Origin of the sequence: Fictibacillus sp. FJAT-27399, assembly GCF_001510655.1 — a bacterium.
Taxonomy (GTDB): domain Bacteria; phylum Bacillota; class Bacilli; order Bacillales; family Fictibacillaceae; genus Fictibacillus_C; species Fictibacillus_C marinisediminis.
Window position 1 is genome coordinate 255,133 of record NZ_LMVC01000002.1, and the last position, 14,546, is coordinate 269,678.

Consider the following 14,546-nt stretch of genomic DNA (forward strand, 5'->3'; position numbering starts at 1 on the left):
GGGTGATGTCAATTACATAATAGGGGTTAGGGGATCGCACGCATACTTACGGAATTATCTGTTGAAGCTTTACCAAAAAAACTAATGAAATGGGGAAAATTAAAATGAACAAGACTAAAAAGGTATTACTTGGAACAATGTTAGCTGGAGCTGTAACTATAGGAGCTGGATTCGGATCTGGAACATTCTCTGACTTTACTTCTACTGCAAAAAGTGAAAACAACAAAATTGAAACTGGAAACCTTGCTCTTGAGTCCAGCGGCACGCTATTCTCCGCTACAAAGAAAGCGCCTGGATATACAGAAACAAAGGATTACACCATCCACAATGCAGGTTCTCTAACAGCAAAGGATCTTTCTGCTGATGTAACCGTTTCTGTTACGAAAGATGGAGTAGCTGTGACTGATCTAACTGCTTTTCCTGAATTCAAAGTGACTATAGATGGTCAACCAAAAACGCTTGATCAATTAGAATCATACATCGAAAGCAAAGTGAATGGCCAAAGCCTAAACGCTAACGACACTTATACTCTTCCAGTAAAAGTTGAACTTACTCATGCAGCAGATAACACTTACCAAAACCTAAGTGTTAATGTAAGCGTAGCGGTTTCTGCAAAAGCTTACGAATAAGAGTAAATCACAGTTGAAGGACAGGATGATCATTCGTCCTGTCCTTTTTATATAAGGAGGAGCTATGAAAAAGCTTGCTGGAACAATCCTTGCTGTAGGCATCGCCGCTACCGCACTCACGACCGGCACGTTCTCTGATTTTACATCGACAACAGAGACTCATGCCAAAGTGGACACTGGTACTGTAATGATTGAATTGAATCAACAATACCCGGATCCTATGTTCTTTACGAATACAGGTGAAGGCTTTCCTGACGAGTGGGCGGATGGCTATTGGCAGCCAGGAAAGCAATCAGAAACGAAGTCTATGATCATTCGTAATACAGGATCATTACCTGTTTCATTGAAGACGTTATCGGCTACAGTTCGAGATACCAATATGGATGCTGCTACTAAAGCAAAATTTGCGGGCTGGCTTCAAGTAAAGATCACAAGTGGACTTCCTGGTGGTCAACCTGTGTTTGATGGAACAATGGCACAGCTTCTTTCTGGAGAGCAATCCATGACAAAGACGTTAAACCTGCAGCCATACGATGCGAGGTTGAATCACACTTTATATCAAACGCCATTTTATGTTCAGATTAAAATGAGCAGGGATGCCAATAACGACATCATGGGTAAATATTTAAAATTCGATCTGAACGTTCATTCTGTTCAAAAAGATTAATCTTTAATTCCTTGGAGTGTTAACGATGAAAAGATGTTATTTGCTCATCATGATCTTTGGGTTTGTCGGCATGTGTCTTGGTTCAAATGGAACATTCGGTGATTATTCAGCTACGACTAGCACAACTTTGCTTCATGTTGAGTTCAAGTGTACACCACATGACAATAGCAATCATGATGACGAAGAAAATAACAATCGTGATCATGACAAATGCGAAAAGGAAGAAAAGCCACCCAAGAATGATGATAAAAAAGTGGAAGACAAGAAGGCTGTGAAAGAAGAGAAAGTGGATGACCAGAAGGATAAAGGAAGCAATTCACCTTCTGAAGACACTGAATCAACAAAAGAGCCCGCCAACAAAAAACAGGCACAGTCAAAATTAGTTAATGACGCACCAAAAGAGGCTAAAAAAGAAAAAATTATAAAAGAAAAAACTATAAAAGAAAAAACTATAAAAGAAAAAACTATAAAAGAAAAAACTACTACTGATTCGACATCTACAGAAGAATAACTTGAAGTTTCAAGTAATAAAAATCACTGTTTCTTTGCATGATAGTTTAATCTTTTTTATATGAGAGGGCAGGTAATTACTTGCTCTTTCATATACGTAATTTCAGAAATTTAAATAATATCTTCCATACATACTTATGAATTTTGGAAATTCAACGGTCTTTAGAAACTTTATTAAAAGTGAATTGAAAAAGTAGGTAAAAGTGACTAAGAAAATAGGGAAGCGAATAAAATTATTTAGGATTGAGAAGGGCTACACTGTAACAAAACTTGCAGATATAGCCGGGATCTCCAAAGGATACTTGAGCAGCATTGAAAATCATAAAAATAACCCGTCCGCACATATGGTTAAAAAGCTGGCGAAAGCCCTGGAGGTGCCAGTGGAAAAAGTGATTAATCATGAAGTGGCTGCATTGGACCAAGATTGGGTCCAACTTTTCCTGCAAGCTAAAGAAATGGGAATCAACCTAGAGGAAATCCGTACGTTTATACGGTATGAAAGCTGGAAACAGCAGACAAAGGATGATGAAGCTAAATGATTCGCCTTGGCAATGGAGTCTATTTATGTGAAGCAGCGGGGAATAAAGTAAAGGTCGTGTACATGGGCCGCAACATCTGTGAAATTTTTATTAATGATGAGCTAATAGGAAGAGCACCTTTTGATTATGTAAAAAAACAAATTCTGAAGTGGGAGAAGAGAGAACCTCTATCCACTGCCTATATCGGACATTATCAATTTAAAGAACTTGTTCCGATCATCGATATTTCAGTATGAAAAAACCGGCACCGCTAAAGAGTGCCGGTTTAGCTTTGATTTTTATTTTTCCATTTGTTGAATTCAAGAAATTCTTTAAACTGGTCTTTGCTGACACCAGACTCCATAGCTTCCTTTACGAGCTCTGCCCATTCATAATCCAGCTCCGCCTCATTGACCTCAGCTTTTTCATTCAGCAATTTTTCAACAGGAATATCCAGGACGGCTGCCAGCTTTTCAAGCAGCTGTACAGAAGGATTGGTTTGTATATTTCGCTCAAGGGAGCTGAGATAGGATTTGGCGATACCTGCTCGTTCTGCTAGTGCGGAAAGAGATAGACCTTTTTCTTTGCGATATTTTTTTACAAGTTCACCAATCACGTTAATCCCTCTTTTTTACTACAAATTTTGCTTCTATTATACATTTAGGGACGATAGGCTGTAAATAGACCAAAAGCGACATCAGATCGATGTCGCTTTAAATATTCGCTCATTTGATCGTATGTACGTTTTTTGAAGATAGTTACGGATTTCCTCCATGCTTAAACCTTGCTTTTTGGCTTGTAATAGTAATGCTACCCATTCACGATCAAGCTCTGTTTTTTTTACAGTTTCCATGTTTCCCTCCTGAAATTGGTGGTTTTCCAGGTAATCCAGCCATCATAGTTACTCACCTTAGACCTGTGATTTTGCGTCCATGCTTTTCAGCGATGTTTGCCCTTTAACTGGAGGGTGGCATTCCGACAGTCACTTAATACATACAATTTTAACCAATTACTAGTGCTTAACTCACAATTTTATTATAGTATCTCATTCTTTAGGAATCTGTCATAATTTGGCTGTTACATAACTGTAATATTTTTGAAAAGTAAGCGTTTGCATTGATGCTTTCCCCTGAATTGTTTAAGATGAATAGAGAGAGCAAAAACGGGGTGAATGAGTGATGGAACTAGGAAAATGGAAAGAATTGGACGAAAAAGATTTTCTGAAAAGCTTTAAGAACGAATTCTATTTAAAAAAAGGCGTGTTATATTTGGACGGCAATTCGCTGGGGCTTTTGTCGAAAAGAGCTGAGAAATCACTGTTGGAGTCGCTAAATGATTGGAAGGAATGCGGTATTGATGGCTGGATGGCTGGAAAGCATCCATGGTATACACTTAGCGAGGAACTAGGGAAGAAATTGTCGCCACTAATTGGGGCAAACCCGGAGGAAGTCATTATTACCGGATCCACCACTGGAAACCTCCATCAGCTCACATCCACTTTTTTTAAACCTTCAGGATCAAAAACGAAAATTTTAGCCGATGAGCTGACCTTTCCCTCAGATATTTATGCACTGAAAAGCCAGCTGGCATTAAGAAGCTTGGACCCTGGCCAGCATCTGATCAGAGTGAAAAGCCGTGATGGCAGGCTGATTGAAGAAGAGGACATCATCAAGGCTATGACGGATGAAGCAGCTCTTATTGTGCTGCCCTCCGTGCTCTACCGAAGCGGGCAGCTGCTTGACATGAAACGCTTAACGGATGAGGCCCACAAGCGCGGAATATTGATCGGTTTTGATTTATGCCATTCCATTGGGGCAGTGCCTCATAAACTTTCGGAATGGAATGTTGACTTTGCTTTCTGGTGCAACTATAAATATTTGAACGCAGGACCTGGCAGTGTTGCGGGACTCTATATTAATGCTAAACATTTTGGAAAAGAGCCTGGACTAGCAGGCTGGTTCGGTTCCAATAAAGATAAACAGTTTGATATGAACCATGAATTCGTGGCGGCAGATACTGCGGGAGCCTTTCAGATCGGCACCCCGCACGTGTTAAGCACGGCACCATTAATCGGTTCGCTTGAAATTTTTGAGGAAGCGGGAATGGATCGGCTAAGAGAAAAATCTCTTAATCTGACACGCTATATGATGGAGCTGATTGAAACCGAACTTGCGGGCTTTGGATTTACGATCGGGAATCCGAGGGATGATATACGTCGCGGTGGCCATGTTTGCCTGGAGCATGATGAAGCAGCGAGAATCTGTAAAAGTTTAAAAGAGAACGGCATCGTGCCGGATTTCCGTGCACCGAATGTGATCCGCCTCGCTCCTGTTGCACTTTATACCTCTTTTGAAGATGTACATAAAGCGGTTCAGCGGCTAAAAAAAATCATGGGTGAGAAGCAGTATGAAAAGTTTTCAAACGTAAGAGAGGTGATTGCGTAATGGCTGGAAAACTGATCGATATCTCCATGCCTTTGACCTCGTCCGTTCCGACCTGGCCGGGGGACACCCCGTACTCGTTTGATTTAGCCTGGACGAAAGCAGAATCAGGATCCGTGAATGTCGGTAAAGTGGAAATGAGCACGCACACCGGCACCCATATTGATGCGCCGTATCACTTTGATAGTGAAGGAAAACGGGTACTGGAGCTGGATCTTGAAATTTATGCCGGCAGAGCAATAGTGATAGATGTTACGGGCAAAGAGGTCATCGCTCCAGAGGATTTGGAGGATCAACCGCTGGATGGAGCGGAGCGTGTGCTGCTGAAAACAGGCTCTTGGCAGGACAGAACCGTGTTTCCGGAAAAGATCACCTATCTAGATGAAAAGCTGGCTGCTTTTTTATCAGAAAAAGGTGTGAGACTTATCGGAGTTGATGTGCCGTCTGTAGATGTCCTCGACAGCAAAGCGCTTCCTGCACACCATGCCTTGCTTCAAAACGGCATTAATATCCTGGAAGGTATAGTCCTTGATGATGCGGAGCCAGGAGAATATGAGCTGATCGCGCTGCCGCTGCCGTTAAAGGATGCGGATGGCAGTCCTGTGCGTGCGGTATTGAGAGAAATATAATGTGAATGAAGAGATGATGGTTGAGCCGAATGATTTTCGGGCTGAAATCGTCTCTTTTTACGTTTTTTCAATTCAGATCGAGGACTTGGAATACATTTACAAGCCGAATTTGAAGCATTTATAAAGTTAGTATAAAAAGTGGACACGGACATTGGCGTATGTTTTGATCGTGATCAACCAGTAAAAGGACGTGTTTTACTTGAGGAAATATGGTAAGTATTCAGCGGAGTTTAAAGAGTTTGTGACCAAACAGATTGTACTTGATGGACATAAAATGACGGATGTCTGCCAAAGGTTAGATATCCCTTATGATACCCTCCAAAACCGAGAGTTTACCCGCCGAATTCTCCTAAATACCCGCCAAAACCTAGTTATGTAAACGGCAGCCAGAGATAACAGCATCACCTGAAAACTCTCCTTTGCTACAACCGCCATCTTTGTTTCCTTTCCTCCGATTGTTTATAATAAAAAAGAAGATAGAGCCAATACGGGGGAACATTATGTATAAGTATGGATTTCAAAATTATTTTGAAGCGGATTTTACCGCTTTTTATCCGGAAGTAATGAAGGGTGAGCATTGGATCAATGTGTACCTGAATTTTGATTTGTCAGCGGAGACGAAACTCCCTGGTGATCTTTATGATCCGAGTGCACTCGTTGTGTTCGATCGTGATGGCGAGGTACAGGATTTTATTGTTCATGACGAAGGGGTCGACTGTGAATACAAGTTTACCGACCGGGAGAAAGAGAAAATGCTTTCGTATATAAAAGAACACGATCTGATATAAGGGGTGAGTGTATTGAAGATTAAAGGCATTGAACCGACACCAAGTCCGAACTCCATGAAAATTAATATGGACGAAGCACTGCCGGGTAACGAGCGCTACAACTACACGAGGGAAAACCTTGATGATGCACCTGAATATATTAAAGAAATCTTTAAGGTGGAGGGCGTGAAAAGCGTTTACCATGTGGCAGATTTTATTGCACTTGACCGTCATCCAAGAGCAGATTGGGAAGATGTATTGGCAGGCGTCCGTGAAGTATTCGGGGATTCGGACGACCAGCTCTCTGAAGCGTCCGGACAGGAGAAAAAGGAAGACGAGTACCTGGAGATTACAGTTCTTATTCAAATGTTCAGAGGCTTGCCGATGCAGGTAAAACTGAAAACCGAAAATGAAGAACGGCGCGCAGGCCTTCCAGAGCGGTTTATGAATGCGGCGCTCGAAGCTCAAAAAGCATCAGATAACCTGGTCATGGAACGGAAATGGGAAGAGCAGGGTGTTCGTTACGGAACATTTGAACAGATCGGACAAGAAGTCGTCGAGGAAATCTCCGCCGCTTATGATGAAGAACGGATTCAGAAGCTTGTGAAGCAGGCTTTCTCCATGGAATCCGGGAAAGAAGCGCCGAAAGAAGAAGTATCTACAACTGAAGTTGCCGAAAAGATGCAGGATGAAGATTGGCAGACCCGTTATGCGGCTTTAGAACGCATGAACCCGACGGTCAACGATATTATGGTGTTAAAGCAGGCACTGAAGGATCCGAAGCCTTCGATCCGGCGCCTGGCTGTCGTTTATCTTGGCATGATTGAAGATGAAGCGGTTCTTCCGCTGCTTTATGCCGGGTTAAAAGATAAAAATGTCGCGGTTCGCCGAACGGCAGGAGACTGTTTATCCGACCTTGGGAATCCGAGTGCAATTCCTGCCATGTGTGAAGCACTCAATGATAAAAATAAACTGGTCCGCTGGCGCGCTGCACGATTCTTGTTTGAAGTAGGAGACGAAACGGCCATACCGGCATTGGAAGACGCAGAAGACGATCCAGAGTTTGAAGTCCGTCTCCAGGCAAAGATTGCGCTTGAACGCATTCAGAGCGGGGAAGAAGCTGCAGGTTCAGTCTGGCAGCAGATGATGAAAAGCAGGGAAAACAACGAATAAAACGAGAAGCGCTCAGACGGAGGTCTGAAGCGCTTCTCTTTCGCTGGAGATGAATTGTTTGATGTCTCTTGCCAAGTCTAACGGTTTTTCCTCCATGATGAGGTGTCCGGCATCTTTATAGACGATGAGTCGTGAATTTTTTAAATCACTGTGAAGTCTTTTTCCCGTAGTGAGGGGGATGACTTTATCATCATTGCCGTGAATGAGCAGAATGGGATGGACAATTGAATTCAGTTCAAATGGCTTTAAATCTCCTTCACGGTGTCGGAGCAGACGAATCAAGCTGTCAAAAAATCCGTCTTCTAAAAATTGTGCCCTGTATTCCTTGATCATGTCTTCTGTTACAAGATCAATGTTGTGAAAGACACCGCTTAAATTATTGCGAAGATCTTTTTTAAGCACCCATCTCTTTAATCCCCATGAGAAAAAAGGGAGGTAGGAGCAGCAGATCATGGTAGACCGCGCCCGTTTGATGTAACCGCAGCAGCCGAGGAGCACGAGCTTTCTGATCAGTTTTCCATCCTGCCGCGATGCATGAAGAGCCACCTGGCCGCCCATGGAATGACCGATCAGTACGACATCTCTCCAGCCCATTTCTTTGATGAATGATAGAACGAGCTTGCCGTAGCTTGCCAGTGAATACGTAAATGTTTTTGACTTTTCGCTCTTGCCGAATCCCGGCAGATCAATGGCAACTACATGATAATCTTCAGCTAAATGCGGGATTAGCTTCCGAAAACTGATAGTTGAAGAAAGAAACCCGTGTATCAGGATCAAAACTTGGGCGTCAGGATTCCTGTGTGGGTAATCTTCATAATAAAGGTCGAGTTCGCCTATTCTTTTCCGATATGCCGGAGTAAGCAGCGGCTGAGTTTTCGTTTCCATTGCATTCCTCCATCATCTTTACGTCTCGTTTATTTTGTCCAATCTTATTTCGTTTACAAAAGAAATAATTTCCTTGAACAGGCACAAAATCCGCATTTGCCTCTATTCCTTTTTACCCTGGTCTTACATATTTTATTAGTGTGTAGGACGCAACAGATGAAGGAGGTTTGTAATATGGCATATCCTTATGGTGGCGGTTTTCCGTACTATGGCTATGGCTACGGCTATGGTGTTGGCGGCGGTGGCGGCGTTGGATTTGGTTGGGGCTGGATATGGGCTGTCTTGATTATCATATTTATACTTCTCCTTATCGTTGGAGCTTTATGGTGGTTCTTTAGATAAGGAAGTGAAGGGCTTGAAGATCTTAAGCTTCAGGCTCTTTCCATGAATAAAGCGGATCAAAAAGGGGATAATGTATCAAAAAATGGAGCGAAAAGCGGATGCATAGCAAACACACCGTATTATATATATGTGAAGAATACTTAAGCGGGAATTGTTATTATTACAAAACCGAGCTGATCACCCATGATTCCTGGAAAAATCCGGAGTCTATTTCGTGGTCCCGTCCCCGTCCCATTTCAAAAGCAACGTTCATGAAACAAAAAAAGGCAGGCTTCCGGACGGAACACCGAAAAATTAAAAAATCTCCAGCCAGGGTGATCGCCTTACATAAAAAAAGGACGAACCGGGCATCTTCTGAATAATACTATTGATGTACAAGGTCTCTGCACATGGTGGGGGGCTTTTTTTGTTTGCATCGTGTATGCTCGGGAGATCTGCCCGAATAAGAAATGGACAAAAAAGAACAGGCATGTGGTGGCATGCCTGCCAAAAGAAAAAGGGGGAATATTGAATGCTGTCTTATCATTATGGACAGCTCCGCAAAAAGATAAACCATAAAAAAAAGAAAAAAAGGGAATACAGAGAATGTGTAATAAGGTGTCAAATAAAGGTCAAAATGCGGGTCAAAAAGCGGGTGCCAGGCACCGCTCTTTGACATGTGTGTAATTGCGGTGCCTGGCACCGCGATAGAGAGGAGATGTGGTCATGACGGAATATCGGATTGCAAAGGATACACTCGGGGAAGTGAAGGTGCCCAAGGAGGCATATTACGGAGCACAAACGCAGCGGGCGGTCGAGAACTTTCCGATCAGCGGGCAAAGGCTGCCGTTCGCTTTTGTAAAAGCACAGGCGATTATTAAAGCGAGTGCAGCTGCAGCAAATAGAGATTGCGGTGAACTTGAGGAAAAACAGGCAAACGCGATTATTCAGGCAGCAGAGGAGATAATGGAGGGCAGGCTAAAGGATCAATTTGTCGTTGATGCGTATCAGGCGGGAGCAGGAACCTCTCAGAACATGAATGCCAATGAAGTCATCGCCAGCAGGGCTTCAGAGCTTCTTGGCGGTTCGAAAGGGGACTGGAGCAAGGTCCATCCGAACGATCATGTGAACATGGCACAGTCAACAAATGATACGATCCATGTGGCCATCAATATTGCCGCAGCACAAGAGCTGTATCAAAATTTATACCCGGCACTTGAAAAAACGATTAAAGCGCTCAGAAACAAACAGAACGAATTTCACCACATTATCAAATCAGGCAGGACCCACCTCCAGGACGCGGTTCCCATGCGGCTTGGCCATTCCTTTGGAGGGTATGCGGAAAGTCTGCAAAAAGTTTATGATGCATTAAAACAGAGTGAACCGTTCCTCTTTGAGATTGGACTTGGGGGAAATGCTGTGGGTACGGGAATCAACGCCCATCCGGAATATGCTGAAAGAGCCATCAAAGAGGTTGCCGACAGATCGGGCCTTCCATTTAAAGCACCGACTGACCGTTTCCGCTTTATGCAGAATAACGGGGCAGCTATCCAGATCAGCGGCCATTTAAAGGAACTAGCCATTCATCTTATAAAAATATCGTCCGACCTTCGCCTGCTCAGTTCAGGTCCGAGAACAGGAATCTCAGAACTCATTTTACCCGCTGTACAGCCCGGTTCTTCCATCATGCCGGGGAAAGTAAATCCGGTCATCCTTGAAAACATGTACATGATCTGTGCGCAGGTCATCGGCAATGATACATGTATCACCACTGCCGGAATCGGCAGCCAGCTTGAGATTAACGTGATGATGCCGGTCATTGGCTTAAACCTTCTTCACTCCATCACCATCCTGTCTTCAGGATTGAACGTGTTTACCGATCGCTGTATCAATGGACTGGAAGCCAATGAAGGCCGGATCAGAGAACTGATGGAACAGAGCCTTGCGATTGCCACAGCACTAAATCCAAAAACGGGCTACGAAAAAGCAGCCGAGGTAGCAAAAGAAAGCTATAAATCGGGTAAGACGGTAAAAGAAGTGGCTGTGGAAAAGGGATATGTTACAGAAGAAGAAGCGGATTCCTTGTTAAATCCAGAAAAACTGGTCTGATTTTACAGAAAAAAGTTTCCTTTTCATGCAAAATTGGGTATGGGAATGATGCAAATGTCATTCTTATGCTCTATTTGCACGAAAATGAGTATGGTCGGGACGTTTTATCCTGTTTCATACGTTTTATTTTATTTTCTGTATGTGTTATACTTAATAGGTTAAAAAATAGTTAGGAGTGTTTTCATGAATTTTGAAGTTGGTAGCATCGTTGAAGGTAAAGTAACAGGAATTAAACCGTTTGGTGCTTTCGTCGCTTTAAACGACGAAGTTCAGGGATTAGTTCATATCTCTGAGGTTTCTCATAGCTTTGTTAAAGATATTAACGACGTATTAAAAGTGGGAGATGTTGTTCAGGTTAAAATTCTTTCTGTTGACGAAGATTCTAAAAAGATCTCTTTATCCATTCGTCAAACTCAAGAAGCTCCGGCTCAAGCCCCTAAAAAGGAACGCCGTCCTGCACCTAAGAAGCAAGCGGCTCAAGACTCTTCCAAAGGTTTCAACACACTTGAAGCAAAGCTTAAAGAGTGGTTGAAAGAGTCAACTGACCGTCAAGCTCAACTGAACAAACGTCTTAAGAAGTAAATATAAAAGGTTCTTCCTATGAGGAAGAACCTTTTTTATTTTTTAATTTCATTAAACACGATTTGTTTCGATGCGGTCCTCACGTTCAACTTCATGAGCTGGAGCAAAAAGAAGAGTCAGGCAATATAAACCGGATAAACCAACCAATCCGTAAACGATGCGGGAAAGAGCTGCATCTTGACCGCCGAAGATAGCTGCCACTAAGTCAAATTGGAAGAATCCAATAAGACCCCAGTTAATGGCACCAATAATAACTAGTGCTAAGGCAGTCCGCTGTAATCCATTCATGGTATTACCTCCTAAGGGAATTAAATAGATAGCAGTAATAGGATGACTTCTTTCTTTTACGATTATACATTTCCACCTTCAAGGCGAATATAAACATTATCTTGAATTAAATTCAATATTTGTTCAATCTTTTGTTTAATATTTGTACATCATAAAAATGTTTAAAGCCGATTTCTTTACTTTTAATTTCACCCTGATAGATAATACTAACGAAAGTATTGGAACATCAAGGAGGGTAAATAAATGAATTCATTTACGTATTATAATCCAACCCGTTTAGTGTTCGGGAAAGGGCAACTTAGCCAGCTGTCTGCGGAAATGAAGCCGTATGGCAAGAAGGTATTGCTTGTTTATGGCGGTGGCAGCATTAAACGCAGCGGTCTATATGATCAAGTAGTAGCCGAGCTCAACAAGATCGGTGCAGACGTTCATGAATTATCAGGAGTTGAACCGAATCCGAGATTAACTACCGTAAAAAAAGGTGTGGAAATCTGTAAGGAGAACAATATTGATTTCATTCTTGCAGTCGGAGGCGGAAGTGTTATCGACTGTACAAAAGCCGTGGCGGCAGGAGCAAAATATGACGGAGATGTTTGGGATTTTGTAACTAAAAAAAGCACTCCTAAAGAAGCAATTCCGTTTGGTACAGTTCTTACTCTTGCAGCAACAGGTTCTGAAATGAACGCTGGATCTGTTATTACCAACTGGGAGACAAATGAAAAGTATGGCTGGGGAAGTCCGCTTGTGTTCCCTAAGTTTTCTATTCTTGATCCGGTCAATACCTTTACTGTGCCAAAAGACCATACGATTTATGGCATGGTAGACATGATGTCGCACGTGCTGGAAACGTATTTGAACCATACTGAAAATGCTTATCTTCAAGACCGTTTCGCAGAATCTATTCTATTAACGGTAATGGAAGCAGCTCCAAAATTAGTAGAAGATCTTGAGAATTATGACCTTCGTGAGACCATTCTATATAATGGGACAATGGCATTGAACGGAACTATTGCAATGGGTGTACAAGGCGATTGGGCCACTCATAACCTTGAACATGCTGTTTCAGCCGTTTATGATATTCCTCATGCCGGCGGTCTGGCAATCCTGTTCCCGAACTTGCTTCGCCATGTAATTGATCAAGGTCCAGAGCGCTTGAAGCAACTGGCTGTTCGCGTATTTAACGTGGATACAGAAGGGAAATCAGATCGTGAAGTGGCACTTGAAGGGATCGACAAGCTGTCTGCTTTCTGGACATCTTTAGGTGCACCGAACCGTCTTGCTGATTATGACATCGATGATTCAAAACTTGATCTGATCGCGGATAAAGCGATGGCAAACGGCGAGTTTGGCAACTTTAAAAAGCTTAACAAAGAGGATGTTTTAGAAATCCTTCGCATGTCTCTATAAAAAAAGAGGGGAGCTTCCCCTCTTTTTTATTTGCAATAAGTAAGAATATTCCGACTACTTGGAGTAAGCGTTTTCAAGCGGCCGTTTTCTTGATTAACATTTTTTATTTGGTTAAAGTAAAAGAAACCAGAACAAAAAACGGAGGAGTTTAAGACATGGCTAATAAACTGCATTTTGATTACAGCAAAGCTTTGCCTTTCTTAGGTGAGCAAGAAGTATCAAATTTATCTGCATTAGTAAAAGCATCACACGAGCAAATCCATGATAGAACTGGAGCGGGAAGCGACTTTTTAGGATGGGTTGACCTTCCGACCGCATATGATAAAGAAGAGTTCGCCCGTATTCAAAAAAGTGCTGAAAAGATCAAAAGTGATTCTGATGTATTGATCGTTATTGGTATCGGCGGATCTTATCTTGGAGCAAGGGCAGCAATTGAAATGCTCAATCACTCGTTCTACAATATGCTTTCTAAAGAAGACCGCAATACTCCTCAGGTTATTTTTGCAGGCCAAAACATCTCTTCTACCTATGTTAAAGACTTGTTCCAAGTACTAGAAGGCAAGGATGTTTCCGTGAACGTCATTTCAAAATCTGGAACAACAACAGAACCTGCAATCGCGTTCCGTATTTTCCGCAAGTTCCTTGAAGAGAAATATGGAAAAGAAGAAGCACGCAAACGTATATATGCAACAACCGACCGTGCAAAAGGTGCACTGAAAACGCTGGCGGATGAAGAAGGCTATGAGAGCTTTGTTATTCCTGACGACGTTGGAGGACGCTATTCTGTATTAACAGCTGTAGGTCTTCTTCCAATCGCAGTAAGCGGAGTAAATATTGATGAAATGATGAATGGAGCAGCAGAAGCAAGCAAGGATTATTCCAATCCGAATCTTGCTGAAAATGAAGCATACCAGTATGCAGCTGCACGAAATGCTCTGTATAACAAAGGGAAAACCATTGAATTGATGGTGAACTATGAGCCAGGATTACATTATGTTTCTGAATGGTGGAAACAGCTGTTTGGTGAAAGTGAAGGAAAAGACAACAAGGGGATCTATCCTGCGTCTGTAGACTTTTCCACTGACCTTCACTCTATGGGACAATATGTTCAGGAAGGACGCCGTGATTTGTTCGAGACTGTACTGAATGTAGAGAATACACGCGAAGAAATTAAGATTGAGGAAGACGATCAAAATCTTGATAAATTGAATTTCCTTGCTGGACAAACAATGGACTTCGTCAACAAAAAAGCATTCCAGGGAACTTTGCTTGCACATACCGACGGCGGAGTACCGAATTTAATTGTTACTATTCCAGAATTAACGCCATATCATTTTGGCTACCTTGTGTATTTCTTTGAAAAAGCATGTGCCATCAGCGGCTATCTTCTCGGAGTGAACCCGTTTGATCAGCCTGGGGTGGAAGCCTATAAGAAAAACATGTTTGCGCTTCTCGGCAAGCCAGGCTTTGAGAAAGAAAAAGAAGAATTGGAAAAACGCCTTTAATCCATAAAGGGGCTGTCCAGAAAGTCGGAAATTGACCTTCAGGCAGCCCCTTTTTGGCTTGAAAAATCTTCAATGAAAAGTTAATTGAAGTGGAAGATGCGAGACTCCTGCGGGA

General features: G+C 42.5%; 20 protein-coding genes and 1 riboswitch. Of the genes, 16 read left to right on the plus strand and 4 right to left on the minus strand.

Features of this window, described 5'->3' with window-relative positions; all coding sequences use genetic code 11:
- The first annotated feature begins 104 nt into the window (after positions 1-104).
- From AR335_RS06350 to AR335_RS06370, 5 genes are all read left to right on the plus strand, one after another.
- Positions 105-629 (plus strand): TasA family protein, encoded by a 525-nt coding sequence (locus tag AR335_RS06350; RefSeq protein WP_062233260.1) that lies wholly within the window; start codon positions 105-107, stop codon positions 627-629.
- A gap of 64 nt (positions 630-693) precedes the next feature.
- Positions 694-1,296, plus strand: a complete 603-nt coding sequence (locus AR335_RS06355; protein ID WP_062233262.1) for a hypothetical protein — start codon at positions 694-696, stop codon at positions 1,294-1,296.
- A 25-nt stretch (positions 1,297-1,321) separates the two neighbouring features.
- A complete protein-coding gene (locus tag AR335_RS06360; RefSeq protein ID WP_062233265.1) occupies positions 1,322-1,807 on the plus strand; it encodes a hypothetical protein in 486 nt (161 codons plus the stop codon).
- A 202-nt stretch (positions 1,808-2,009) separates the two neighbouring features.
- Positions 2,010-2,345: a helix-turn-helix domain-containing protein gene (locus tag AR335_RS06365; protein ID WP_062233268.1), complete on the plus strand. Its 336-nt coding sequence runs from the start codon at positions 2,010-2,012 to the stop codon at positions 2,343-2,345.
- The gene (locus tag AR335_RS06370) at positions 2,342-2,581 is read left to right on the plus strand and encodes a hypothetical protein (protein WP_062233271.1); all 240 of its coding nucleotides are present in this window, start codon (positions 2,342-2,344) and stop codon (positions 2,579-2,581) included. Before AR335_RS06365 ends, AR335_RS06370 begins: the two co-directional genes overlap by 4 nt.
- Positions 2,582-2,610: 29 nt before the next feature.
- Here the strand turns inward: AR335_RS06370 and AR335_RS06375 are convergent, their stop codons facing one another.
- Entirely contained in the window at positions 2,611-2,940 is a 330-nt protein-coding gene (locus AR335_RS06375; RefSeq protein ID WP_062233274.1) for a helix-turn-helix domain-containing protein, read from the minus strand.
- A gap of 81 nt (positions 2,941-3,021) precedes the next feature.
- Positions 3,022-3,177: an anti-repressor SinI family protein gene (locus AR335_RS22980; protein ID WP_082683509.1), complete on the minus strand. Its 156-nt coding sequence runs from the start codon at positions 3,175-3,177 to the stop codon at positions 3,022-3,024.
- Between the two features lie 26 nt (positions 3,178-3,203).
- A riboswitch (cyclic di-GMP riboswitch) is annotated at positions 3,204-3,288 on the minus strand.
- Between the two features lie 214 nt (positions 3,289-3,502).
- Between AR335_RS22980 and kynU the strand changes: the two genes are divergently transcribed.
- The 5 genes from kynU to AR335_RS06395 all read left to right on the plus strand — a co-directional run bounded on the left by kynU (position 3,503) and on the right by AR335_RS06395 (position 7,334).
- On the plus strand, positions 3,503-4,768 hold the full coding sequence (gene kynU / locus AR335_RS06380; protein ID WP_062233277.1) for a kynureninase: 1,266 nt from the start codon (positions 3,503-3,505) through the stop codon (positions 4,766-4,768).
- A complete protein-coding gene (gene kynB / locus AR335_RS06385; RefSeq protein WP_062233280.1) occupies positions 4,768-5,394 on the plus strand; it encodes an arylformamidase in 627 nt (208 codons plus the stop codon). The genes kynU and kynB overlap by 1 nt, the downstream gene beginning before the upstream one ends.
- 190 nt (positions 5,395-5,584) lie before the next feature.
- Complete coding sequence (locus tag AR335_RS25430; protein WP_369795801.1) at positions 5,585-5,773, plus strand: transposase; 189 nt, start codon at positions 5,585-5,587, stop codon at positions 5,771-5,773.
- 121 nt (positions 5,774-5,894) lie between these two features.
- The gene (locus tag AR335_RS06390; protein WP_062233283.1) at positions 5,895-6,182 is read left to right on the plus strand and encodes a hypothetical protein; all 288 of its coding nucleotides are present in this window, start codon (positions 5,895-5,897) and stop codon (positions 6,180-6,182) included.
- A gap of 12 nt (positions 6,183-6,194) precedes the next feature.
- On the plus strand, positions 6,195-7,334 hold the full coding sequence (locus AR335_RS06395; RefSeq protein ID WP_062233286.1) for a conserved virulence factor C family protein: 1,140 nt from the start codon (positions 6,195-6,197) through the stop codon (positions 7,332-7,334).
- A 12-nt stretch (positions 7,335-7,346) separates the two neighbouring features.
- On the opposite strand, the gene AR335_RS06400 is transcribed toward AR335_RS06395, so the two are convergent.
- Positions 7,347-8,219, minus strand: coding sequence for an alpha/beta fold hydrolase (locus tag AR335_RS06400; RefSeq protein WP_062233289.1), 873 nt, complete (start codon positions 8,217-8,219; stop codon positions 7,347-7,349).
- Positions 8,220-8,393: 174 nt separating this feature from the next.
- On the opposite strand from AR335_RS06400, the gene AR335_RS22985 reads away from it, so the two are divergent.
- The 4 genes from AR335_RS22985 to yugI all read left to right on the plus strand — a co-directional run bounded on the left by AR335_RS22985 (position 8,394) and on the right by yugI (position 11,231).
- The gene (locus tag AR335_RS22985) at positions 8,394-8,561 is read left to right on the plus strand and encodes a sporulation protein YjcZ (protein ID WP_082683383.1); all 168 of its coding nucleotides are present in this window, start codon (positions 8,394-8,396) and stop codon (positions 8,559-8,561) included.
- Between the two features lie 98 nt (positions 8,562-8,659).
- Positions 8,660-8,923, plus strand: a complete 264-nt coding sequence (locus AR335_RS06405) for a hypothetical protein (RefSeq protein WP_053357350.1) — start codon at positions 8,660-8,662, stop codon at positions 8,921-8,923.
- A 343-nt stretch (positions 8,924-9,266) separates the two neighbouring features.
- Entirely contained in the window at positions 9,267-10,649 is a 1,383-nt protein-coding gene (locus AR335_RS06410; RefSeq protein WP_062233293.1) for a class II fumarate hydratase, read from the plus strand.
- A 183-nt stretch (positions 10,650-10,832) separates the two neighbouring features.
- Entirely contained in the window at positions 10,833-11,231 is a 399-nt protein-coding gene (yugI, locus tag AR335_RS06415) for a S1 domain-containing post-transcriptional regulator GSP13 (protein WP_053357353.1), read from the plus strand.
- A gap of 51 nt (positions 11,232-11,282) precedes the next feature.
- Here yugI and AR335_RS06420 read toward each other — a convergent pair whose 3' ends face one another.
- On the minus strand, positions 11,283-11,519 hold the full coding sequence (locus AR335_RS06420; RefSeq protein ID WP_062233296.1) for a DUF378 domain-containing protein: 237 nt from the start codon (positions 11,517-11,519) through the stop codon (positions 11,283-11,285).
- Between the two features lie 243 nt (positions 11,520-11,762).
- On the opposite strand from AR335_RS06420, the gene AR335_RS06425 reads away from it, so the two are divergent.
- Both AR335_RS06425 and AR335_RS06430 read left to right on the plus strand, forming a co-directional pair.
- Positions 11,763-12,926 (plus strand): iron-containing alcohol dehydrogenase, encoded by a 1,164-nt coding sequence (locus tag AR335_RS06425; RefSeq protein ID WP_062233299.1) that lies wholly within the window; start codon positions 11,763-11,765, stop codon positions 12,924-12,926.
- Positions 12,927-13,081: 155 nt separating this feature from the next.
- Positions 13,082-14,431, plus strand: coding sequence for a glucose-6-phosphate isomerase (locus AR335_RS06430; RefSeq protein ID WP_062233302.1), 1,350 nt, complete (start codon positions 13,082-13,084; stop codon positions 14,429-14,431).
- Positions 14,432-14,546: the final 115 nt, after the last annotated feature.

Bases quoted from the DNA above. Each gene is read 5' to 3' on its own strand.
- AR335_RS06350 (WP_062233260.1), top strand. From the start codon at position 105: ATGAACAAGACTAAAAAGGTATTACTTGGAACAATGTTAGCTGGAGCT.
- AR335_RS06355 (WP_062233262.1), top strand. From the start codon at position 694: ATGAAAAAGCTTGCTGGAACAATCCTTGCTGTAGGCATCGCCGCTACC.
- AR335_RS06360 (WP_062233265.1), top strand. From the start codon at position 1,322: ATGAAAAGATGTTATTTGCTCATCATGATCTTTGGGTTTGTCGGCATG.
- AR335_RS06370 (WP_062233271.1), top strand. From the start codon at position 2,342: ATGATTCGCCTTGGCAATGGAGTCTATTTATGTGAAGCAGCGGGGAAT.
- AR335_RS22980 (WP_082683509.1), bottom strand. From the start codon at position 3,177: ATGGAAACTGTAAAAAAAACAGAGCTTGATCGTGAATGGGTAGCATTA.
- kynU (WP_062233277.1), top strand. From the start codon at position 3,503: ATGGAACTAGGAAAATGGAAAGAATTGGACGAAAAAGATTTTCTGAAA.
- kynB (WP_062233280.1), top strand. From the start codon at position 4,768: ATGGCTGGAAAACTGATCGATATCTCCATGCCTTTGACCTCGTCCGTT.
- AR335_RS06390 (WP_062233283.1), top strand. From the start codon at position 5,895: ATGTATAAGTATGGATTTCAAAATTATTTTGAAGCGGATTTTACCGCT.
- AR335_RS06400 (WP_062233289.1), bottom strand. From the start codon at position 8,219: ATGGAAACGAAAACTCAGCCGCTGCTTACTCCGGCATATCGGAAAAGA.
- AR335_RS22985 (WP_082683383.1), top strand. From the start codon at position 8,394: ATGGCATATCCTTATGGTGGCGGTTTTCCGTACTATGGCTATGGCTAC.
- AR335_RS06405 (WP_053357350.1), top strand. From the start codon at position 8,660: ATGCATAGCAAACACACCGTATTATATATATGTGAAGAATACTTAAGC.
- AR335_RS06410 (WP_062233293.1), top strand. From the start codon at position 9,267: ATGACGGAATATCGGATTGCAAAGGATACACTCGGGGAAGTGAAGGTG.
- yugI (WP_053357353.1), top strand. From the start codon at position 10,833: ATGAATTTTGAAGTTGGTAGCATCGTTGAAGGTAAAGTAACAGGAATT.
- AR335_RS06420 (WP_062233296.1), bottom strand. From the start codon at position 11,519: ATGAATGGATTACAGCGGACTGCCTTAGCACTAGTTATTATTGGTGCC.
- AR335_RS06425 (WP_062233299.1), top strand. From the start codon at position 11,763: ATGAATTCATTTACGTATTATAATCCAACCCGTTTAGTGTTCGGGAAA.
- AR335_RS06430 (WP_062233302.1), top strand. From the start codon at position 13,082: ATGGCTAATAAACTGCATTTTGATTACAGCAAAGCTTTGCCTTTCTTA.